Origin of the sequence: Achromobacter sp. HZ01 (assembly GCF_003267925.1) — a bacterium.
GTDB classification, from domain to species: domain Bacteria; phylum Pseudomonadota; class Gammaproteobacteria; order Burkholderiales; family Burkholderiaceae_B; genus Achromobacter; species Achromobacter pulmonis_A.
Genome location: NZ_LWKV01000002.1, coordinates 43,675 through 63,900, shown reverse-complemented (window position 1 = coordinate 63,900; position 20,226 = coordinate 43,675). Strand labels below are relative to the sequence as shown.

General features: G+C 65.8%; 19 protein-coding genes and 1 tRNA gene. 9 read left to right on the top strand and 11 right to left on the bottom strand.

Features of this window, described 5'->3' with window-relative positions:
• Positions 1-6 precede the first annotated feature (6 nt).
• The 3 genes from folP (at position 7) to A6B37_RS09320 (ending at position 3,221) form a co-directional block, all read left to right on the top strand.
• Positions 7-852, top strand: coding sequence for a dihydropteroate synthase (gene folP, locus A6B37_RS09330; protein ID WP_102773564.1), 846 nt, complete (start codon positions 7-9; stop codon positions 850-852).
• Positions 849-2,192, top strand: coding sequence for a phosphoglucosamine mutase (gene glmM / locus A6B37_RS09325; protein ID WP_102773563.1), 1,344 nt, complete (start codon positions 849-851; stop codon positions 2,190-2,192). The genes folP and glmM overlap by 4 nt, the downstream gene beginning before the upstream one ends.
• A 225-nt stretch (positions 2,193-2,417) precedes the next feature.
• A complete protein-coding gene (locus tag A6B37_RS09320; RefSeq protein ID WP_102773562.1) occupies positions 2,418-3,221 on the top strand; it encodes a GNAT family N-acyltransferase in 804 nt (267 codons plus the stop codon).
• A gap of 159 nt (positions 3,222-3,380) precedes the next feature.
• Here A6B37_RS09320 and ppx read toward each other — a convergent pair whose 3' ends face one another.
• The gene (ppx, locus tag A6B37_RS09315; protein ID WP_102773561.1) at positions 3,381-4,868 is read right to left on the bottom strand and encodes an exopolyphosphatase; all 1,488 of its coding nucleotides are present in this window, start codon (positions 4,866-4,868) and stop codon (positions 3,381-3,383) included.
• 221 nt (positions 4,869-5,089) lie between these two features.
• Between ppx and ppk1 the strand changes: the two genes are divergently transcribed.
• From ppk1 to pstB, 5 genes are all read left to right on the top strand, one after another.
• The gene (gene ppk1, locus A6B37_RS09310) at positions 5,090-7,165 is read left to right on the top strand and encodes a polyphosphate kinase 1 (RefSeq protein ID WP_102773560.1); all 2,076 of its coding nucleotides are present in this window, start codon (positions 5,090-5,092) and stop codon (positions 7,163-7,165) included.
• Positions 7,166-7,444: 279 nt separating this feature from the next.
• Positions 7,445-8,485 (top strand): phosphate ABC transporter substrate-binding protein PstS, encoded by a 1,041-nt coding sequence (gene pstS / locus A6B37_RS09305; protein WP_102773559.1) that lies wholly within the window; start codon positions 7,445-7,447, stop codon positions 8,483-8,485.
• 166 nt (positions 8,486-8,651) lie between these two features.
• Positions 8,652-9,668, top strand: a complete 1,017-nt coding sequence (gene pstC, locus A6B37_RS09300) for a phosphate ABC transporter permease subunit PstC (protein ID WP_102773558.1) — start codon at positions 8,652-8,654, stop codon at positions 9,666-9,668.
• Between the two features lie 26 nt (positions 9,669-9,694).
• Positions 9,695-10,549, top strand: a complete 855-nt coding sequence (gene pstA, locus A6B37_RS09295) for a phosphate ABC transporter permease PstA (protein WP_102773557.1) — start codon at positions 9,695-9,697, stop codon at positions 10,547-10,549.
• 48 nt (positions 10,550-10,597) lie between these two features.
• The gene (gene pstB / locus A6B37_RS09290; protein WP_102773556.1) at positions 10,598-11,374 is read left to right on the top strand and encodes a phosphate ABC transporter ATP-binding protein PstB; all 777 of its coding nucleotides are present in this window, start codon (positions 10,598-10,600) and stop codon (positions 11,372-11,374) included.
• A 57-nt stretch (positions 11,375-11,431) separates the two neighbouring features.
• Here the strand turns inward: pstB and A6B37_RS09285 are convergent, their stop codons facing one another.
• Positions 11,432-12,781, bottom strand: a complete 1,350-nt coding sequence (locus tag A6B37_RS09285; RefSeq protein ID WP_102773555.1) for an aromatic acid/H+ symport family MFS transporter — start codon at positions 12,779-12,781, stop codon at positions 11,432-11,434.
• A gap of 178 nt (positions 12,782-12,959) precedes the next feature.
• On the opposite strand from A6B37_RS09285, the gene A6B37_RS09280 reads away from it, so the two are divergent.
• A tRNA-Pro gene (locus A6B37_RS09280) sits at positions 12,960-13,036 on the top strand.
• Between the two features lie 91 nt (positions 13,037-13,127).
• On the opposite strand, the gene A6B37_RS09275 is transcribed toward A6B37_RS09280, so the two are convergent.
• The 9 genes from A6B37_RS09275 to A6B37_RS09235 form a co-directional block, all read right to left on the bottom strand.
• Positions 13,128-13,526, bottom strand: coding sequence for a nuclear transport factor 2 family protein (locus tag A6B37_RS09275; RefSeq protein WP_168202159.1), 399 nt, complete (start codon positions 13,524-13,526; stop codon positions 13,128-13,130).
• 449 nt (positions 13,527-13,975) lie between these two features.
• Positions 13,976-14,278, bottom strand: coding sequence for a Dabb family protein (locus tag A6B37_RS09270; protein ID WP_111825600.1), 303 nt, complete (start codon positions 14,276-14,278; stop codon positions 13,976-13,978).
• 25 nt (positions 14,279-14,303) lie between these two features.
• On the bottom strand, positions 14,304-15,083 hold the full coding sequence (locus A6B37_RS09265; protein ID WP_102776274.1) for an SDR family oxidoreductase: 780 nt from the start codon (positions 15,081-15,083) through the stop codon (positions 14,304-14,306).
• Positions 15,084-15,114: 31 nt separating this feature from the next.
• Positions 15,115-15,897 carry an SDR family oxidoreductase gene (locus A6B37_RS09260; RefSeq protein WP_102776273.1) on the bottom strand — a complete coding sequence of 261 codons (783 nt, stop codon included), beginning with the start codon at positions 15,895-15,897 and terminating at the stop codon, positions 15,115-15,117.
• Between the two features lie 19 nt (positions 15,898-15,916).
• On the bottom strand, positions 15,917-17,197 hold the full coding sequence (locus tag A6B37_RS09255; protein WP_102776272.1) for a TRAP transporter large permease subunit: 1,281 nt from the start codon (positions 17,195-17,197) through the stop codon (positions 15,917-15,919).
• On the bottom strand, positions 17,197-17,709 hold the full coding sequence (locus A6B37_RS09250) for a TRAP transporter small permease (RefSeq protein ID WP_111825599.1): 513 nt from the start codon (positions 17,707-17,709) through the stop codon (positions 17,197-17,199). Before A6B37_RS09250 ends, A6B37_RS09255 begins: the two co-directional genes overlap by 1 nt.
• Positions 17,710-17,775: 66 nt before the next feature.
• Positions 17,776-18,792: a TRAP transporter substrate-binding protein gene (locus A6B37_RS09245; RefSeq protein ID WP_111825598.1), complete on the bottom strand. Its 1,017-nt coding sequence runs from the start codon at positions 18,790-18,792 to the stop codon at positions 17,776-17,778.
• A gap of 40 nt (positions 18,793-18,832) precedes the next feature.
• Positions 18,833-19,228, bottom strand: coding sequence for a cupin domain-containing protein (locus A6B37_RS09240; RefSeq protein WP_102776269.1), 396 nt, complete (start codon positions 19,226-19,228; stop codon positions 18,833-18,835).
• A 38-nt stretch (positions 19,229-19,266) separates the two neighbouring features.
• Positions 19,267-20,181, bottom strand: coding sequence for a fumarylacetoacetate hydrolase family protein (locus A6B37_RS09235; RefSeq protein ID WP_111825597.1), 915 nt, complete (start codon positions 20,179-20,181; stop codon positions 19,267-19,269).
• Positions 20,182-20,226: the final 45 nt, after the last annotated feature.

Sequence of the window (20,226 nt, the reverse complement as noted above, 5' to 3'; positions counted from 1 at the left end):
TGAGTTATGGCAAATAACTTCCTTTGCGGGCGCTTCGAGTTCGATCTCGAGCGCCCGCTTGTCATGGGTATCGTCAACGTCACGCCGGACTCCTTTTCCGACGGCGGCCAGCACGACGATACCGATTCCGCGGTGGCGCACGCGCGCCAGCTGATCGCAGAAGGCGCCCAGATCCTGGACCTGGGCGGCGAATCCACGCGCCCCGGGGCCGATCCGGTCTCGGCCGACGACGAACTGGCCCGGCTGCTGCCGGTGATCGAGGCGCTGCGCGACTGCGGCGTGCCGCTGTCGATCGACACGTTCAAGCCCGAAGTCATGCGCGCGGTGCTGGACGCGGGCGCGGACATGATCAACGACATCTATGGCTTTCGCCAGCCCGGCGCCGTCGAGGCGGTGGCGCAATCGCGCTGCGGGCTGTGCGTGATGCACATGAAGGGCGAACCCCGCACCATGCAGGCAAGCCCGCCCGAATACTCCGACCTGATCGGCGAAATCGGGATTTTTCTGGGGGCGCGCGCGCACAAGCTGCGCGCGGCCTGGGTCGACCCCCGCCGCATCGTGCTCGATCCCGGCTTCGGCTTCGGCAAGACCGGCGACCAGAACTTTCAACTGCTGCGCCGGCTCTCCGGTCTGCGCAGCATCGGCTATCCATTGCTGATCGGCCTGTCGCGCAAATCCATGATCGGCCAGGCCACTGGCCGGCCGGTGGACGACAGGTTGCCCGGCAGCATCGCTGCGGCGCTGGCCTGCGTGGCGCGGGGCGCTTCCATCGTGCGGGTGCACGATGTGGCCGCCACCGTGGACGCGCTCAAGGTATGGCACGCGGCAGAACAAGGAGCACTCACTTCATGATTCGACGCAAATATTTCGGCACCGACGGCGTGCGCGGCGAGGTAGGCGGCCCGGTGGTCAACGCGGAATTCGCGCTGCGCCTGGGCTACGCGGCAGGCCGGGTGCTGGCGCGCGAGCACGCCGTGCGCGGCGGCAGCCGCCCGCAGGTCGTGATCGGCAAGGACACCCGGATCTCCGGTTACATGCTGGAATCCGCGCTCGAAGCCGGCCTGTCGGCCGCGGGCATCGACGTGCTGCTGGCCGGCCCGGTGCCGACGCCGGCCGTGGCCTACCTGACCCGTGCCCTGCGCCTGGTGGCCGGTATCGTCATCAGCGCCTCGCACAACCCCTACCACGACAACGGCATCAAGTTCTTTTCGGCCCAGGGCATGAAGCTGCCCGACGACATCGAGGCCGACATCGAGGCCGCGCTCGACGAGCCGCTGGGCTGTGTGGCCTCCGAAGCGCTGGGACGCGCGCGCCGCATGGGCGACGCGCAGGGCCGCTACATCGAATTCTGCAAGAGCACCTTCCCCAACGACCTGGATCTCAACGGGATGACCATCGTGGTCGACGCCGCCCACGGCGCCGCCTACAACATCGCTCCCCACGTGTTCCGCGAGCTGGGCGCCGAGGTCCACGCCATCGGCGTGCACCCCGACGGCTTCAACATCAACAAGGGCGTGGGCGCGCTGCATCCCGAACTGCTGGCCAAGGAAGTCAAGGCGCGCGGCGCCCACCTGGGCATCGCGCTCGACGGCGACGCCGACCGCCTGCAGATGGTCGACGGCGACGGCCGCATCTATAACGGCGACGAGCTCATGTACGCCATCGTCCGCGAGCGCATGCAGCGCGGCAAGGTCGACGGCGTGGTCGGCACGCTGATGACCAACTTCGGCTTCGAGCGCGAAATGCAGCGCCTGGGCGTGGGCTTCGAGCGCGCCAACGTGGGCGACCGCTACGTGCTGGAACAGATGCAGGCGCGCGGCTGGCTCTACGGCGGCGAAAGCTCCGGCCACCTGCTGTGCCTGGACTGCCATTCCACCGGCGACGGCATCGTCGCCGCGCTCCAGGTCCTGACCGCGCTGCGCCGCAACTCGGTCGGGCTGGCGCAGTGGGTCAGCGACCTGCGCATGTATCCCCAGAAAATGATCAACGTGCCGCTGGCGCCCGGCCTGGACTGGAAAACCCACGCCGGCCTGAGCGCGGCGCGCAAGGCGGTCGAGGCGGAACTGAACGGCCGCGGCCGCATCCTCATCCGCGCCTCGGGCACCGAGCCCAAGCTGCGCCTGATGGTCGAGGCCGAGGACGAGGCGCTGGCCGTCTCCTGCGCCGAGAAACTTGCCGCCAGTCTGGGATAAGCGCTTTCCTGATCTGGATCAATTCAGACGAAAACCAAGGCCACCCGGCATATGGCGGGTGGCCTTTGCCATACTCAAACGGCATATATTTGTAAAGAATTGTCGAGATCTGCCTAAAGTGTATGGATCTGCAGCGAACTAAACTTCATAGTCACGTAACATATTGGTCAAGTCTTTGACATACAGGGCGTCCACACTGGCTGGACTCTCTAGGAGCTTCCCGCAATGCTGGAATTAGCACGCATCAACCCGACCCGTAATGCTGCAGAGCCTTGGACCGGTGCCGCCGCCAAGGTCCTGGTGGTGGGCTTGGCGCGCACCGCTGAAGAAATCGAGCAGATTCAACGCCTGCGCTACGACGTCTTCACCGAGGACATGGGCGCGGTGTTCCCCGACGCCCAGGACGGCGTCGAGCACGACCGTTTCGACCCCTATTGCGAACACCTCATGGTCCGCGAGCTGGATACGGGCCGGGTGGTGGGCACCTACCGCATCATGACGCCCGAAAAGGCGCGCGAGGCGGGCGGTTACTACTCGGAGTCCGAGTTCGACCTCTCCGGCCTGGGCCCGATCCGCGATGAACTGGTCGAAGTCGGCCGCTCTTGCACCCATGCCGACTACCGCGGCGGCGGCGTCATCATGCTGCTGTGGTCCGGCCTGGCGGAATATCTGCGCCGCGGCGGTTACGAATACGTGCTGGGCTGCGCCAGCGTCAGCCTGCGCGATGACGGCGTCACCGCCGCCGAGGTCTGGCGCACCATCGCCAAGCACCTGCCGCAAGACGGCGAGCCGCGCGTCAAGCCGCTGCACCGCTATCCCGTCGAAAAGCTCAACAGCACCTTGCCGGCGCGCGTGCCGCCGCTGATCAAGGGCTACCTGAAGCTGGGCGCCAAGGTCTGCGGCGAACCCGCCTGGGACCCGGATTTCAACGCGGCCGACTTCCCGGTCCTGCTCAAGATGGGCCGCATGGACGAGCGCTACCGCCGCCATTTCGGCCTGGACCAGCCGGCCCTCGCCACCGAGCGCTGATCGCCATGCACCGCGTCCGCCGCCTTTTCCGCCGAATGACGATCAGGCTGGTGAGGCGGGTGACGCGGCCCCTGCGCATGGAATTGAAGCGGCTGGAGCGCGAAACCAACCTGTCCCCGTTCTAGTGTCCTGCCCAACCGCGGGCAGGACACGGGCTGCCTAGAATTCCAGCAGCTCGAACGAAAACCCCACCTTGTTCCATTCGGCTTCTTCGGCGCGCAGCGTGAAGTCGCTCAAGGGGTGCTGAGCCAGCCATTCGCGGTTGACCCGCACCACGATGGAATTGTCGCGCACCGACGCCGTCAGCGGCAGCGGCTCGATCTCGTTGCGGCGGCGGAACAGCAGCACCGCCAGGCGCAGGCTCAGGATGGCCTTCCATTGCGGCCGCGAGCGCACCAGCGGCTCCAGCTTGGTCAGCTTGCCCTGGTGGCCCAGCGCCAACAGCGCCAGCAACTGCTGGTCGGCGCGCGAAAAGCCCGGCATGTCGGCGTTTTCCAGCACGTAGGCGGTGTGCTTGTGATACGCGTTGTGGGCGATCGACAGGCCCACTTCGTGCAGGTCGGCCGCCCAGCCCAGCGCCGGGCGCAATTCGGCGCGCTCCTGGCCGTCGGGGAACAGCGCGTCGAACAGGGTCAGCGCCGCCTGGCGCACCCGGCGGGCCTGGTTCAGGTCCACGTGGTAGCGCTTCATGAACTGGCGCACCGACTCGTCGCGCTTGTCGTGCTCGTCGTCGCGGCCCAGCAGGTCGTACAGCACGCCCAGGCGCAGCGCGCCGTCGCCGGTGTGCATGACTTCGATGCCCAGTTCGTCGAACAGCGCGCTCATGATGGCCAGGCCGCCCGGCAGCACGTCGGCGCGCTCGATCTTGATGCCCGGCAACTCGGACGGAATCACCCGACCCGAGCGCACGATGCGGTCTTTCAGCTTGGTCAGCCCCGCGCGCGTGATGCCTCGGTCGGAAAAACGGCTTTCGGTCAGGATGGCGAACAGCGCCTTGGCCGTGCCCGAGGACCCGTAGGCCTCTTTCCAGCCCATCTTGCGGTACTGCTTGGCGATGACCTCGATCTCGCGCCGCGCGGCCAGCTCGGCCTGCTTCATCTGGTGCGCGTCGACCACGCCGTCCGAAAAGAACTGCCGGCTGTAGCTGACGCAGCCCATATAGAGCGAGGACATCAGCGAGGGTTCGTGCCCCTTGCCGATGATGACCTCGGTGGAGCCGCCGCCGATGTCGATGACCAGGCGCTTGTTGGGCGAGGGAGGCAGGGTGTGGACCACCCCGGAGAAGATCAGGCGGGCCTCTTCGCGCCCGGCGATGACTTCGATGGGAAAGCCCAGCGCGGCCTCGGCCCGGGGCAGGAAGTCGCGGGTATTGCGCGCTACGCGGAAGGTGTTGGTGGCGACGGCGCGCACGCGGTTGGGGTGGAAGCTGCGCAGGCGGTCGCCGAAGCGCTCCAGCACGGCGATGGCCCGGTCGATGGCGTCGTCGCCGAGCCGCTTTTCGGCGTCCAGGCCGGCCGCGAGCCGGACGGTTTCCTTGAGGCGATCGATCTGATAGATCTGGAGCGTACCGTCCTGCTGAACGATGCGCCCGATTGAGAGGCGGAAACTGTTGGACCCGAGGTCCACCGCGGCCAGAAGTTGATCCATGCGGCTCGTGAAATATAGGCTGTGAGGTGGTCCGATTATAGAGACCCCATATGACAGCGCCCCGCGGCGCGGATTTTTTCTTACGGAACAGGGGCTTGGACGTGTCGGCGGCTTATCTATGTGTCCCGGTTTTGGCGTACGCTACGCTTTTAGCGTGGTGTCATGGAACCGTCACTTTTTTGCAGTAAAACTCCACGTCCCCCCTACGTATGGAATCCGGTATGCCCTCACGCCCTCCCGCCGAGCCCCTGCTCATGAACCGCGAGCTGTCGCTGCTGAAGTTCAACGAACGCGTGCTGGCGATGGCGGAGGACCCCAAGACGCCCCTGCTGGAACGGTTGCGCTACGTCTGCATCGTCAGTTCCAACCTGGACGAGTTCTTCGAAATCCGGATTTCCAGCCTCAAAGAGCAGCAGCGCCAGTCGCCGAACCTGGTGGGGCCGGACGGCATGACGCCGGACGAGGCCTTCGAGCACGTGCAGCAGGCCGTCCACGAGCTGGTCGGCCGCCAGTACAACCTGCTCAATGACCAGATCCTGCCCGCCATGCACGCCGAGGGGATCACGCTGCACCATGCCTCCGAATGGAACGCGCAGCAGCAGGAGTGGGCGCGCGAAGTGTTCAACCGTGACGTGATGCCGCTTCTGACCCCCATCGGGCTGGACCCGGCGCACCCGTTTCCGCGCGTCTACAACAAAAGCCTGAATTTCATCGTCTCGCTCTCGGGCGCGGACGCCTTCGGGCGCCAGGCCTCCATCGCCGTGGTGCAGGCCCCGCGGGCGCTGCCGCGCCTGATCAAGATGCCGCAGGAGCTGTCCGGCTATCCGGAAGGCTACATCCTGCTGACCTCGTTGCTGCGGGCCTTCGTCGGCGAGCTGTTTCCGGGCCTGGAGATGCTGGGCTGCTACCAGTGGCGGGTCACGCGCAACAGCGACCTGTTCGTCGACGAGGAAGAAGTCACCAACCTGCGCCATGCTCTGCAGGGCGAACTGTCGCAGCGCAATTTCGGCGCCGCCGTGCGCCTGGAGATCGACAAGCTCACCCCGGTCGAGCTCGAAACCTTTCTGCAGCGCGAGTTCTCGCTCAAACCCGAGGACACCTACCGCGTGCCCGGCCCGGTCAACCTGTCGCGCCTGATGCAGCTGTGCAACTCCGAATCGCGGCCCGACCTGCTGTTTCCGGAATACCGCGCGCCCGTGCCGGCGCCGTTCGACCGGGTCGGCGACAAGCCCGCCGAACTGTTCGAGGCCGTCGCCCAGCAGGACCGGCTCCTGCACCATCCCTACCAGTCGTTCCAGCCGGTCATCGACTTCCTCACCGCCGCCGCGCTCGACCCCGACGTGATGGCCATCAAGCAGACCATCTACCGCACCGGCGAGGACTCCGAGCTGATGAAGATCCTGCTGGCGGCCGCCCGCGCCGGCAAGGAAGTGACGGTGGTGGTGGAGCTGATGGCGCGCTTCGACGAGCAGACCAACATCAACTGGGCCTCCAAGCTCGAAGAGGTGGGCGCCCACGTGGTCTACGGCGTGGTGGCGCACAAGACCCACGCCAAGATGGCCGTGGTCCTGCGCCGCGAGAAAGGGCGGCTGCGCCGCTACGCCCACCTGGGCACCGGCAACTACCATCCGCGCACCGCCCGCCTGTACACCGATTTCGGCCTGCTGACCGCCGATCCGCGCCTGTGCGAGGACATGGACAAGGTCTTCGCGCAGCTGACCGGCCTGGGCGCGCGCCGCGCGCTCAAGGCGCTGATGCAGTCGCCCTTCACCATGCACGACGGCATGGTCGCCCTGATCCGCGCCGAGGCGCGCGCCGCCAAGGCCGGCAAGCGCGCCCGCATCATGGCCAAGATGAACTCGCTGCTGGAAGAGCAGATCATCGAGGAACTCTACAAGGCGGGCCAGGCCGGCGTGAAGATCGACCTCATCGTGCGCGGCGTATGCGCGCTGCGCGCCGGCGTGCCCGGCCTGTCCGAGAACATCCGGGTGCGCTCCATCGTCGGCCGATTCCTCGAACACTCGCGGGTTTTCTATTTCTTCGCCGAAGGCCAGGAAACGGTCTACCTGTCCTCGGCCGACTGGATGGACCGCAATTTCTTCCGCCGCGTGGAAATCGCGTTCCCGATCTACGACAAGGCCCTGAAAAAGCGCGTCATCGACGAGGCCTTCACCTACGCCCTGCGCGACAACCAGCTGGCCTGGCAGCAGCAAGCCGACGGCGACTACGCCCGAGTCAAAAGCCGCCGCGAGCCCTTCAATCTGCATCAGTACCTGATGCAGAAACTGGGCGTGTAACCCCCAGCGCGCCGCGCCAAACCCGGGCTAATCCCCACGCCCCCTCCCTGCGCACGGCTCTATCTCGAGGCACCCCCGTCAACGCCAACCCAGGCCGGGCGGATCCGGCTCCGCCGGTCCGCTCCGGCGCCCCCCTGGGGGGGAGGCGCGCAGCGCCTCGGGGGGGGGATCATGACTGTCACTATCCTGTCATGTTGGGCTTCTAAGATGCGGGGGTCGCTGAAAGACGGGCAGTAACAAGCCTGCCAGACTCCTCCAACGAGCACAGAAGGAACCCAGATGTTCAAACGTGTCTTCAAGCAAGTTTCCCTGGGCGTCGCGCTGAGCGCCGCCGTCTTCGCCGTCCAGGCCGCCGACGTGACCGGCGCCGGCGCATCGTTCCCGTACCCGATCTACGCCAAGTGGGCGTCCGACTACAAGGCCGCCACCAACAACGCGGTCAACTACCAGTCCATCGGTTCCGGCGGCGGCCAGCAGCAGATCATCGCCAAGACCGTGGACTTCGGTGCCTCGGACGACCCCATGAAGGCGGCCGACCTGGAAAAGAACGGCCTGCTGCAGTTCCCGGCCGTCATCGGCGGCACCGTGGCCGTGGTCAACATCGACGGCGTGAAGCCGGGCGAACTGAAGCTGTCGGGCAAGGTCCTGGCCGACATCTTCCTGGGCAAGGTCAAGAAGTGGGACGACGCCGCCATCAAGGCGCTGAACCCCGACCTCAAGCTGCCGTCGGCCGACATCATCGTCGTGCACCGTTCGGACGGCTCGGGCACCACCTTCGGCTGGACCAACTACCTGTCCAAGGTGTCGCCTGACTGGAAGTCGCAGGTCGGCGAGGGCAAGGCCGTCAAGTGGCCGGTGGGCCAGGGCGGCAAGGGCAACGAAGGCGTCGCCGCCTACGTCGGCCAGCTGAAGAACTCGATCGGCTACGTCGAATACGCCTACGCCAAGCAGAACAAGCTGGCCTGGACCCAGCTGCAGAACAAGGACGGCAAGTTCGTCCAGCCCGAGCAAAAAGCCTTCGCCGCCGCGGCCGCCAACGCCGACTGGAAGAGCGCGCCGGGCATGGGCGTGGTGCTGACCGACGAGCCGGGCGCCGAATCGTGGCCCGTCACCGCCGCCACCTTCATCCTGGTCCACAAGACCCAGGACAAGCCGGTGCAGGGCAAGGCCGTGCTGGACTTCTTCGACTGGGCCTTCAAGAACGGCGCCAAGTCGGCCGAAGCGATGGACTACGTGCCGCTGCCGGAAGCCGTCACCAAGGAAATCCGCGCCGCCTGGGGCGAAGTCAAGACCGCCGACGGCAAGCCCGTCTGGAAGTAAACGGGCGACCGCAGGATGGGTGTAGCGCGAGATCCCGTAATCAAGAACTCCGCTCCCCGCCGCGCGTAAGCCATCAGGACCGCCCCGAAATTCCCCAACAGGAATCCCGGGGCGGTCCGCCGTAAACCCCTAGTTTCTCCCTCAGCTTTCCAAGGAAAGTCCATCCATGAGCGCGGTAATGGATAATAGTGTGCCGCTTCCGCCCAGCGTGGCGGACTCCGTGACTACCGGCACGCCTTCGCCTATGAAGCAAAACAACAACGCGCTGATGGATGCGCTATTCAAGAACCTGACGCGCCTGTTCGCCTTTCTGGTGTTCATCCTGCTGGCGGCGATCATGGTCTCCCTGATCTACGGCAGCCGCGAATCGCTGGCCAAGTACGGCCTGTCGTTCCTGTGGCTCAACGACTGGGACCCCGTCAACCAGAACTACGGCGCCGTGGTGCCCATCATCGGCACGCTGCTGACCTCGGCCATCGCGCTCATCATCGCCGTGCCCGTGTCGTTCGGCATCGCCATCTTCCTGACCGAACTGTCGCCGACCTGGCTGCGCCGCCCGCTGGGCACCGCGGTCGAAATGCTGGCGGCCATCCCCTCCATCATCTATGGCATGTGGGGCCTGTTCGTATTTGTCCCTGTTTTTCAGCAGTACGTGCAGCCGTTTCTTATCGCCACCCTGGGCGAACTGCCCGTGATCGGCGGCATCTTCGCCGGCCCGCCGTTCGGCATCGGCATCTTCACGGCGGGCCTGATCCTCTCGATCATGATCATCCCGTTCATCGCCGCGGTCATGCGCGACGTGTTCGAACTGGTGCCCACCATGCTCAAGGAATCGGCCTACGGCCTGGGCAGCACCACCTGGGAAGTCATGTGGCGCGTCGTGCTGCCTTTCACCAAATCCGGCGTCATCGGCGGCATCATGCTGGGACTGGGACGCGCGCTCGGCGAGACCATGGCCGTGACCTTCGTCATCGGCAACGCATTCAAGTGGTCCGGCTCGCTGTTCTCCCCCGGCAACTCCATCGCCTCGGCCCTGGCCAATGAATTCAACGAAGCCGGCGGCATCCAGAAGTCCGCGCTGCTGGAACTGGGCCTGATCCTGTTCCTGATCACGACGATCGTGCTGGCCCTGGCCAAGATGCTGCTGGTGCGCCTGTCGGCCAACGAAGGCAAGAAAACCTGACGCGCCGCGAGCACAAGGAAAACATCATGGCTGTATCCGTACTCAACATGCAGAACGGCATCTATCGCCGGCGCCGCGTGGTCAATCGCGTGATGCTCACCATCTCGCTGGGCACGCTGACCTTCGGGCTGTTCTGGCTGTTCTGGATCATTCTGACCCTGCTGACCAAGGGCGCGCCTGCGCTGTCGCTGGCGCTCTTCACCGAAATCACGCCGCCGCCCGGACAGGCCGGCGGCCTGGTCAACGCCATCTTCGGCAGCATCGCCATGGCCGGCGTGGGCACGCTGATCGGCACGCCCGTCGGCATCCTGGCCGGCACCTACCTGGCCGAATACGGCCAGCGCGGCTGGCTGGCGCCGGCCACGCGCTTCCTGAACGACGTGCTGCTGTCGGCCCCGTCCATCATCATCGGTCTCTTCATCTACGCCGTGTACGTGGCGCAGGTGGGCCATTACTCCGGCTGGGCCGGCTCGCTGGCGCTGTCCATCCTGGTGATTCCGGTGGTGGTGCGCACCACCGACAACATGCTGCTGCTGGTGCCCAACAGCCTGCGCGAGGCCGCGGCCGCGCTCGGCTGTCCCAAGTGGCGCATGATCACCCTGGTGTGCTATCGCGCCGCCAAGACCGGCATCATCACCGGCGTGCTGCTGGCCATCGCCCGCATCTCGGGCGAGACCGCGCCGCTGCTGTTCACCGCGCTGTCCAACCAGTTCATGTCCTTCAACATGAACGGGCCGATGGCCAACCTGCCGGTCGTCATCTACCAATACGCCGCCAGCCCCTTCAAGGACTGGAACGACCTGGCCTGGGCCGGGGCCACGCTGATCACGCTGCTGGTGCTGGGCATCAACATCATTGCCCGCAACATGTTCCGCAAGTAAAGATCGCCATGCCGGCGCGCGGCGCGCGCCGGCGGCAAGGGAAACCAAATGGAAAACACCGCTACCGCCGTCAAGAACAAGATCGAGGTCAAGAACCTGAACTTCTACTACGGCAAGTTCCATGCGATCCGCAATGTGAACATGTCGATCCAGGAGAAGAAGGTCACCGCCTTCATCGGCCCCTCCGGCTGCGGCAAGTCCACGCTGCTGCGCACCTTCAACCGCATGTTCGAGCTCTACCCCGGCCAGCGCGCCGAGGGCGAGATCATCCTCGACGGCGAGAACCTGCTGACCGCCAAGACCGACATCTCGCTGATCCGCGCCAAGGTCGGCATGGTGTTCCAGAAGCCCACGCCGTTCCCCATGAGCATCTACGACAACATCGCTTTCGGCGTGCGCCTGTTCGAGCGCCTGTCCAAGGGCGAGATGGACGAGCGCGTGGAATGGGCCCTGAGCAAGGCCGCGCTGTGGAACGAAGTCAAGGACAAGCTGCACCAGAACGGCAACAGCCTGTCGGGCGGCCAGCAGCAGCGCCTGTGTATCGCGCGCGGCGTGGCCATCAAGCCCGAAGTGCTGCTGCTCGACGAGCCGTGCTCGGCGCTGGACCCGATTTCCACCGCCAAGATCGAAGAGCTGATCGCCGAACTCAAGAACGACTACACCGTCGTCATCGTCACCCACAACATGCAGCAGGCGGCCCGCTGCTCGGACTTCACCGCCTACATGTACCTGGGCGAGCTGATGGAATTCGGCCAGACCGACCAGATCTTCGTCAAGCCCGCGCGCAAGGAAACCGAAGACTACATCACCGGCCGTTTCGGCTGAGCGGCGCAGCAGTCCGCATACGGCGCGCCGCTGGCGCGCCGTTTTGCTTTTCGCGTCCTACTGCCGCTGCAGCGCCCGCGCGGCGCCGCCCGCGGCCTGTTCCCGGGGCGCTTCGGCATGGCGGCGCGGGATCAGGATCACGCACACCGCCGCCAGCACGGCCGCGCTGGAGAACGCGATGAAATTCCAGGCCAGCGGCAGCTGCAGCGCGGCCAGATAGCCGCCCACGATGGGGCCGCTCATGGCGCCGATGCGGGCGAACGACAGCGCCCAGCCGGTGGCGGCGCCGCGCGCATGGGCGGGGTAGTAACCCGCCAGATAACCGGTCAGGATCAGCGACGAGGAAATGCTGCCCACGCCGGCCAGCGCCACCCACAGATAATTCACCGCCAGCGGATTGTTGTAGGTCAGGCAATAAATGCCGGCGGCGCCGGCCAGATAGAACAGCGCCACGATCCGGCGCGGCTCGGTCTTGTCGGCGAACTGCCCGAGCACCAGGCCGCCGATGGCCGAGGCCAGGCTGAACACCAGCAGGAAGGAAATGCTGGACCCCAGGTCATACCCGTTCTTGCGCATGATCTGCGGCAGCCACGTGTTCAAGCCATACACCAGCATCATGCCCAGGAACAGCGCCACCCAGAAGCACAGCGTGGCGCGCAGCTGGCGCGGCGCGAACACCGCCGTCATCACGTCGCGCCACGTGGCCTTCGAACCGGCCGCCTGCGGACGGAACGCGTCCAGCGACGCGATGCCCAGGCGCTGCGCCTGCGCCCGCGCGCCGGCCTCGTCGCCCTTGGCCAGCAGGTACTCCAGCGACTCCGGCAACAGCCGCGCCAGCAGCGGCACCAGCAGCAGGGGCAGGGCGCCCACCGCGATCACCGCGCGCCAGCCCCAGTGGCTGAGCAGCGCCATCGCCACCGCCGCCGAACACAGAATGCCCAGCGAATAGCCCGAATACATCACGCCGTAATTGAAGCCGCGTTTGGCCGGCGGCGAATACTCGATGGTCAGCGCCGCCGCGGCGGGAATTACCCCGCCCAGCCCCAGCCCGCCGATGAAACGGAACAGCCCGAACCAGCCCGGCGTGGGCGCCCATGCCGCGCCTATCATCGTCAGCGAAAACAGCGTCACGCAGGCCAGCAGCATGCGCCGGCGGCCCAGCAGATCGCTCAGCGTGCCCACCGCGAACGACCCCACGAACATCCCGGCCAGCGCGTAGCTGCCCAGCACCCCCAACTGCATCGGGCTGAGCGCCCAGTTCTTGTCCTCGGCCAAGGCCGGCAGCACGGCCCCCATCACGCCCACGTCGTAGCCTTCGAACAGAATGGCCAGCCAGCAGACGAAGAGAACGGTATGAGTGGTCCGCGCGGGCGTGGCCCAGGCGGATGGAGCGGAGGCGTTTGCCATGTGTTTCCCGATGCGTGTTTATAGAATCGCGCCAGCGGCGCACGCGGTCGTCCCACGGCGTCGGAAGCCGTATTTAATTTAGGCTTCAAATATATAGGTGTCAATCAGGAAATGGAGGATCACGGACAGGCCGCCGTCATGGGCCGGCCCCTCAGTATCTGGTATAGTTGCCACCCTTCGGGGCGTAGCGCAGCCTGGTAGCGCATCTGCTTTGGGAGCAGAGGGTCGCGAGTTCGAATCCCGCCGCCCCGACCAATAAAATCAAAGGGTTAGCTCAGCATCGGCGAGCTAACCCTTTGCCTTTTTGCAAGACGGCTGCGATGGCATTTGACGCCAGGCCGTCGCCTCATTGCTCAATAAACCGTTCCTCGGTCGTCACCATCGAATGATGTTCGTGCGTGATGATCCATTCGCCGTTGCGCCGCTCGAGTCCAACGGTCAAACGGAAATCCAGAGGGCCGGCCGAGGTTCCGTCGCAATGGACTTCACAGCAGGCGAAGGCGACGTCCTGCCCGGCGGTAATAGCCAGGTCTCTCGGGGCGTAGGTGATCGTTCCCCTGGGATTCGCGTAAAAGAAGTCCCAGGTCTTGTCGTACGCCGCTATTCCTCGCACGGTGTTCGGGAAGTCGAACATCAAGAGATCATCCGCATGGCGGGCAAGAATGCCATCGCGGTCGCCGGCGCTGACGGCCCGGGCCCAATCGAGCACGATGTTTTCGATCTGCCGCTTTTCGAGATTTCGCATCTCAGTCTCCTTTGCGTGAATAGGGACATAGACGCCGTAGCATTCACGTAGCACCCAAGACGTGATACGGGGGACGTCCATTGGAATGGGTCCGAAATCCGGCCATTTGCTGCTCCATATTGGTATGCATGGTGGATGCGACCGAACACCTACCGTAAAACTCAAGAATATCTCCCCAACGGCTTCGGCTGCTGGTGCGGGAGCCTAAAGACTCCCTGCACTCTGATTTCCCTAGTATTTCGACGCTAGGGCGCAAGGCCCCCGCAATGGGGCCGTTGCGTTATGGCGCGACTGGCGGCTCCCGCAGCGGGGCAGAATCAATATCCGCACAGGAATCCAAGCAGGGCCTTGCCACCACATACGGGCGGCGATCCACAAGTCCGTGGCTTGGTAAGCTTTTACTCGCTGAATACACAGCAGCCTAACCCTGGCTTTGCTTCCATCCAAGCTCAGCCGATACTCCCCATCTCCCCGTCATACACCACCACCCGCTTGATATGCGGCCCCATGTACTCCTTCATGGCCACGTGCGCCGGACAGGTCTGGTAGGCGTCGTGGGCGGCCGCGTCGACGAAGGCCGAGCTGGTGGCGTGGGTGTAGCCCTGGGAGCGGGCCGCGACGTTGGCGCCGAAGTGGTAGAGCAGCAGGCCCTCGCATTCCCGCTTCATGCGGGCCACGTATTCATCGACGGTGCGGAAGAATTCGGCGTCGACGCGGTCGTCGAATTCCATCATCACGATATGCAGAAACATTGCGGCGACTCCTTGCTGCCGGGGATCACAGGTGCGCCAGCAGCCCGCCGTCGATGGCGAGCACGTGGCCGTTGACGAAGCGGCCGGCCTGCGAAGCCAGGTAGATGACGGCCGGGGAGATGTCTTCGGGGTCGGCCCAGCGGCCCAGCGGGACCTGGCTTTTCAGGAAGTCGTTGAACTGTTCGCGTTCCTGCAGGGCGGTGGTGAAGCCGGTGCGCACGAAGCCGGGGGCCAGCGCGTTGCAGGTGACCCCCTGGCCGCCGTATTCGACGGCCAGGGCGCGGGTGAAGGCCGCCAGCGCGCCCTTGGCCGCCGAGTAGGCGGCGATGCCGGGCATGCATGCCAGCGCCGCTACCGAGGAGGTGATGATGATGCGTCCGCCGCCCTGGGCGATCATGGCGGGCAGCACGGCGCGTGCGCAGTTGAAGGCGCCGTTGACGTGGACGTTGAGGATGGATTGCCAGACTTCGGGGTCCTGTTCGATCACGGGGGCGCGGTTCTGGTTGCCGGCGTTGCTGACCAGCACGTCGGGCGACCAGCCGTCGGCGGCCAGCGCGGCCACGGCGTCGGCGACCGCGGCGGCGCGGGATACGTCGAATACCGCGCCGCGGGCGTCTATGCCCAGTGCGCGCAAGCCGGCCACGGCCTGGTCGCAGGCCTCCTCGCGCACGTCGTTGACGACGATGCGCGCGCCCGCCTTGCCGGCGGCTTCGGCCATGTTCAGGCCCAGGCCGGAGGCGCCGCCGGTGATCAGCATGGTCCGGCCTTGCAGGCCGAACGTCGAGGTCAGGAATTGTTGGTCCACTCGGTTCTCCCAGGCCCATGCGGGCCGAAGTTCAGCGCAGCGTCTGCACGCCGGCGCAGATGTTCATGCATTGCCCGGTGATGCTGCGGCCGGCGGCGCCGGCCAGGAACAGGGCGGTGCGGGCGATGTCGTCCATGGGCACGGTGCGGTGCAGCGACACGTGCTGCAGGATTTCGGCGCGCATGTCGGCTTCCGGGATGCCGCGCAGCCCGGCTTTCGCCGCCACCACCTGGTTGACGCGTTCGCTTTCGACGATGCCGGGCAGGATGGCGTTGACGGTGATGTCGTCGTCGCCCAGCTCGATGGCCAGGCTTTGGGTCAGCCCGACCACGGCCCACTTGGACGCGGCGTAGGGCGCGCGCATGGGATATCCCAGGCGTCCCGCCACCGAGCTGAGGTTGATGATGGCGGCCCTGTCGGATTGCCGCAGCGGCGCGAGGGCGCGCCGCACGCACAGGAACTGGCCGCGCACGTTGACCGCCATGGTGCGGTCCCAGTCTTCGACGCTCAGTTCGCCCACCGCCGAGGTCGGCCCGGCGATGCCGGCGTTGTTGACCAGCACGTCCAGTCCGCCCAGGTCGGCCAGGGCGTGCGCGAACCAGGCGTCGACATCGGCTTCCGCGGCCACGTCGGCGCGAAACACGCCCAGGCCCGGCAGTTCGGCGCCGGCCGCCGCGAGCGCCTGCTCGGAGACGTCGCAGACGTGTACGCGCGCGCCGCGCTCGTGGAAGGCCCGGGCGATGGCCCGCCCGATGCCCGAGGCGCCGGCCGACACCATGACGCGGCAGCCGTTGAAGTCGTCCAGGTGTTCCATGTCGTCGCTCCTCGGTGTGTCAGTGCATGATCCAGCGATACGGGACCAGCACCAGCTGCGGGAACAGGATCAGCAGCAGCAGGGTCGCGCATTGCGCCAGCAGGAAAGGCCAGACGCCCTTGATGAGTTCGACCATGCGCACGCCCGTCACGCCGGCCACGACGTTGAGCACGGCGCCGACCGGCGGCGTGATCAGGCCGATGGCGCAGGCCAGCATGAACACGACGCCGAAGTAGACGGGGTCGATGCCGGCGGCCGTGACCGAGGGCAGCAGCACGGGGATCAGGATCAGCACGATGGGGATCATGTCCATCGCCATGCCGATCACGATCACCAGGCCGATGATGACCAGCATCAGCAGCGTGGGGCTGCCGCTGAACGGGCTGATGATCTCGGAGACCTGCGCGGGCAGGCCGGCGATGGTGATCATCCAGCCCGAGACCAGCGCGCCGGCCACCAGGAACATCACCATGGCGGTCATCTTGGCCGAAGTCAGGAACACTTCGTACAGCTGGCGCATGCTCAGTTCGCGGTAGATGCAGGCGGCCACGAAGATGGCGTAGACGGCGGCGACCACGCCGGCTTCGGTCGGGGTGAAGATGCCGAAGCGCAGGCCGACGATGATGATGACCGGAAGCAGCAGCGCCCAGAAGCTCTCGACCAGGGTCTTGCCGACCACCTTGCGGTCGACCCGCGGCAAGGGCTGGATCTGTTCCTTGCGCGACAGCAGCCACCAGGCCACGCACAGCGACAGCCCCATCATGATCCCGGGCACGATGCCGGCCATGAACAGGCCGGTGATGCTGATGTTGCCGGTGACGCCGATCAGCACCAGGCCGATGGAAGGCGGGATGACCAGGGCGATGATGCCGGACGAGGCCACCAGGCCGCTGGAGCGCGCGCGGCTGTGGCCGGCTTTCATCATCATGGGCACCAGCAGGGCCGACAGGGCGGCGGCGTCGGCCGCGGCCGAGCCCGACAGACTGGCCAGGATGGAGGCGGCCAGGATCGTGACATAGCCCAGGCCTCCCTTGATGTGGCCCACCAGCGCCAGCGCCAGGTCCACGATCCGGGCCGAAAGGCCGCCCGCGTTCATCACGGCGCCGGCCAGCATGAAGAACGGCACCGCCATCAGCGGGAAGCTGTCCGCGCCGTTGAGCAGGTTCTGGGCCACGATCTGCGCATCGTAGAAGTCCAGCTGGTACATCAGCGCCACGCCGGTGAGGATCAGCGCGTAGGCCACCGGCAGGCCGATGGCCAGGCCCACGAGCAGCACGGCGACGAAAATTGCCAATGTCATTATTCGGCTCCCGACTCGTGGGGGGAAATGAACTTGTCCAGCTCGGCGGCGGGCGCCGTGCAGACTTGATAGAGCTGATACACCAGGATCAGCCCGGTCGAGGCGGCGAACACCACGCCCACGCCGAAGAACCAGGCCTGGGACAGGCCGCTGGCCGGCGCGCTGGCGCCCATGTTCAGCGAAGTCTGTTCGATGCTGCCCACCAGGATCAGCCAGGTCGCGTACAGCATCAGCAGGTTGGCCACGATCAGGCAAGCCCGGCGCGCGGCGGACGGAAGCGCCTGCAGCACCACGTCCACGCCCAGGTGGGAACGGTCATGCAGCACCAGGATGGCGCCCAGGAAGGTCAGCCACACGAAACACCAGCGTGACAGTTCCTCGGAGACCGGAATGCCGGAGTTGAAAATAAACCGCATCACCACATTGCTGAACACCATCACCACCATGGCCACCAGGCAGATGACGATGACGGCTTTGAGCAGGGTGAAATAGGCGTGCACGATTCTTGACATCGTCGACGTCCTTGAAGAGATAGGGCGGCCGTTGCGGCCGCCTCCTTGCACGGGCAAGCGCTGTTTTTATTTGCGGGTCTGGTTGATTGTGGCGACGGTGCGATCGACCAGTTCGGCGCCCAGCTCCGTCTTGTACTTTTCGGTGACCGCGGCGGTGGCCTGCACCATGCGCTGCTTCTCGGCGGGGTCGATCTTGTTCATCGACATGCCCGCCGCCGACAGTTCGCCCACGACTTTCTTTTCCTGGTCGCGGCTGACCTGGCGGAAGTAGGTGACGGACTCGTCGCAGGACTGCTGGATGACGGCCCGCTCATCCTTGCTCAGGCGGTCCCAGAAGCGCTTGCTGGCCATGACCACCGCGGGCAGGAACACGTGGTTGGTTTCCGTCATGTACTTCTGGATCTCCTGGTAACCGCTGCTCTTGGTCACCAGGTACGCGCTTTCCTGGCCGTCGATGGCCTTGGTCTCCAGCGCCGTATAGGTTTCCGGATAGGGCAGCGGCAGGGGATTGGCGCCCAGCGCCTTGAAGGTGTCGATGTAGATGCGGTTCTGCAGCACGCGCAGCTTCAGGCCCTGGAAGTCCTCGACCTTGTTGATGGGATGCTTGCTGTTGGACACCTGGCGGAAACCGTAGTCCCAGTAGCACAGGCCGACGAGGTTCTTGGCGGCGAACTTGTTCAGCAGTTCCTTGCCGACCGGACCGTCGATGACGGCATCGGCCTCTTCCACGGACTGGAACAGGAAGGGCAGGTCGAAGATGCCCAGTTCCTTCACGTTGTTGGCCGCGCCCGCGGTCGAGACCACGGTCATTTCGATGATGCCGCCCTGCGCCGAGGACATGGCCTGGATCTCGTTGCCGAGCTGGGCGTCGGCATAGCCGGTGACCTTGATCTTGCCATTGGTCTTCTGGCCGACCAGTTCGATGAATTTCTCGGTGGCCATGCCGACCGGGTTGGTCCGGCTGACCGGGTAGCTGAACTTGACGCGGCGCTCCTGGATGTCGGCGGCGGCGGCCTGCACCGACAGGCCGGCCATGACGGCGGCGGTCAGGCCCGCCGCAATGTGTTTGTAGTGGAACTTCATTGTGTCTCCTGTCCCGTCCTTGGACGGCTGTCTTGTCTGATTACTTGAGTTCTTTGCCCGCCAGGTCGCCTTCCAGGAACTTGTTCGGTTTCAGGAAGAACGACAGCACCAGCGCGCCGTTCGGCGAGCGCGCGATATGGCGGTTGCCTTTGGGGCGCCAGACGTAATTGCCTTCGCGCACTTCGCCCTCGTCGTCGACGATGCTGCCGCTGAGCACATAGGTCTGTTCGATTTCGACGTGTTCGTGCAGCGGCAGGGAAGTGCCCGGCGCCCAGCGAAAGAGCGCGGTCAGCAAGCCGGTTTCCGGCACGTCGAGCAGCACTTTCATGTCGATGCCCGGCGTCGGCGTGGGCTTCCAGGGCAGCTCGTCGACGTTGACGTAGCGCGAGGCCAGGTCGCCCGTGGCATAGGGCTTCAGGGTGTCAGGGATGTTCATGGGTCTCTCCTCCAAACGGACGCTCGGGCGCCCGGCAATCAAGCGGCGATGCGGTTGGTCAAGGTGCCGATGTGTTCGACGCTGGCCGACACCACGTCGCCGGCTTGCAGGCAGCGCGGCGGGTTCAGCGCGAATCCCACGCCCTTGGGCGTGCCCGTGGCGATCACGTCGCCCGGCAGCAGCGTCATGCCGGCCGACAGCTGTTCGATGATGGCCGCCACGTCGAAGATCATGTCCGAGGTGTTGTCGTGCTGGCGGACTTCGCCATTGACCGACAGCGACACCGTCAGGTTGTTGGCGTCGGGAATCGCCGAGCGATGCGCCACGACCGGCCCCATGGGACAGCTGGTGTCCAGGCTCTTGCCCTTGAACCACTGGCCGTGGCGCGCCTGCAGGTCGCGCGCGGTGACGTCGTTGACGATGGTGTATCCGAACACGTGGTCCAGGGCCCGCTCGCGCGGGATGTCGGCGCCGGCGCGGCCGATCACGATGGCCAGCTCGACTTCATAGTCCAGGCTGTCGGTCAGGCCGGCGTGGCGCTTGACGTCCGCGCCGTGGCCGACCACGGTGGTGGGCGCCTTGGTAAAGAACTCGATGGCTTCGGGAAAGGCGTCGGCCGGGCGGCCGCGCGCCAGGTTGCCCTCGATGATGTGCTCGCGGTAATTGCGGCCCACGCAGAACACGTTGCGGGCCATCGCCAGCGGCGGCAGCACGCGCACGTCGGCCAGCCTCGGCAGCGCGGCGGCGTCCACGCCGTCGAGCAGGCCGGCGCCGCACACGCGCGCCACGGTGTCGTCGCCCAGGGCGATCAAGTCGTTGACGTTGCGCACCGGTCCGGGCAGCCCCAAGTCAGGACGCGAGGCCAGCAGCGCGGTCAGGTCCAGCACGCGGTCGTCGTCCAGCAGCATGCCCAGACGGGGTTGGTCTTGTACGGCGTAAGTCAGGAATTTCATCTCGGAATCGGGTCGGGTTGTAGGCAAGGTTGGATGCGCGCGGGG

Coding starts and splice junctions, on each gene's coding strand:
- pstC (WP_102773558.1), top strand. CDS start 8,652: ATGAGCGCGGTAATGGATAATAGTGTGCCGCTTCCGCCCAGCGTGGCG.
- folP (WP_102773564.1), top strand. CDS start 7: ATGGCAAATAACTTCCTTTGCGGGCGCTTCGAGTTCGATCTCGAGCGC.
- A6B37_RS09320 (WP_102773562.1), top strand. CDS start 2,418: ATGCTGGAATTAGCACGCATCAACCCGACCCGTAATGCTGCAGAGCCT.
- A6B37_RS09245 (WP_111825598.1), bottom strand. CDS start 18,792: ATGAAGTTCCACTACAAACACATTGCGGCGGGCCTGACCGCCGCCGTC.
- ppk1 (WP_102773560.1), top strand. CDS start 5,090: ATGCCCTCACGCCCTCCCGCCGAGCCCCTGCTCATGAACCGCGAGCTG.
- A6B37_RS09285 (WP_102773555.1), bottom strand. CDS start 12,781: ATGGCAAACGCCTCCGCTCCATCCGCCTGGGCCACGCCCGCGCGGACC.
- pstA (WP_102773557.1), top strand. CDS start 9,695: ATGGCTGTATCCGTACTCAACATGCAGAACGGCATCTATCGCCGGCGC.
- A6B37_RS09270 (WP_111825600.1), bottom strand. CDS start 14,278: ATGTTTCTGCATATCGTGATGATGGAATTCGACGACCGCGTCGACGCC.
- A6B37_RS09255 (WP_102776272.1), bottom strand. CDS start 17,197: ATGACATTGGCAATTTTCGTCGCCGTGCTGCTCGTGGGCCTGGCCATC.
- pstB (WP_102773556.1), top strand. CDS start 10,598: ATGGAAAACACCGCTACCGCCGTCAAGAACAAGATCGAGGTCAAGAAC.
- pstS (WP_102773559.1), top strand. CDS start 7,445: ATGTTCAAACGTGTCTTCAAGCAAGTTTCCCTGGGCGTCGCGCTGAGC.
- ppx (WP_102773561.1), bottom strand. CDS start 4,868: ATGGATCAACTTCTGGCCGCGGTGGACCTCGGGTCCAACAGTTTCCGC.
- glmM (WP_102773563.1), top strand. CDS start 849: ATGATTCGACGCAAATATTTCGGCACCGACGGCGTGCGCGGCGAGGTA.
- A6B37_RS09240 (WP_102776269.1), bottom strand. CDS start 19,228: ATGAACATCCCTGACACCCTGAAGCCCTATGCCACGGGCGACCTGGCC.
- A6B37_RS09235 (WP_111825597.1), bottom strand. CDS start 20,181: ATGAAATTCCTGACTTACGCCGTACAAGACCAACCCCGTCTGGGCATG.
- A6B37_RS09260 (WP_102776273.1), bottom strand. CDS start 15,897: ATGGAACACCTGGACGACTTCAACGGCTGCCGCGTCATGGTGTCGGCC.
- A6B37_RS09250 (WP_111825599.1), bottom strand. CDS start 17,709: ATGTCAAGAATCGTGCACGCCTATTTCACCCTGCTCAAAGCCGTCATC.
- A6B37_RS09275 (WP_168202159.1), bottom strand. CDS start 13,526: ATGCGAAATCTCGAAAAGCGGCAGATCGAAAACATCGTGCTCGATTGG.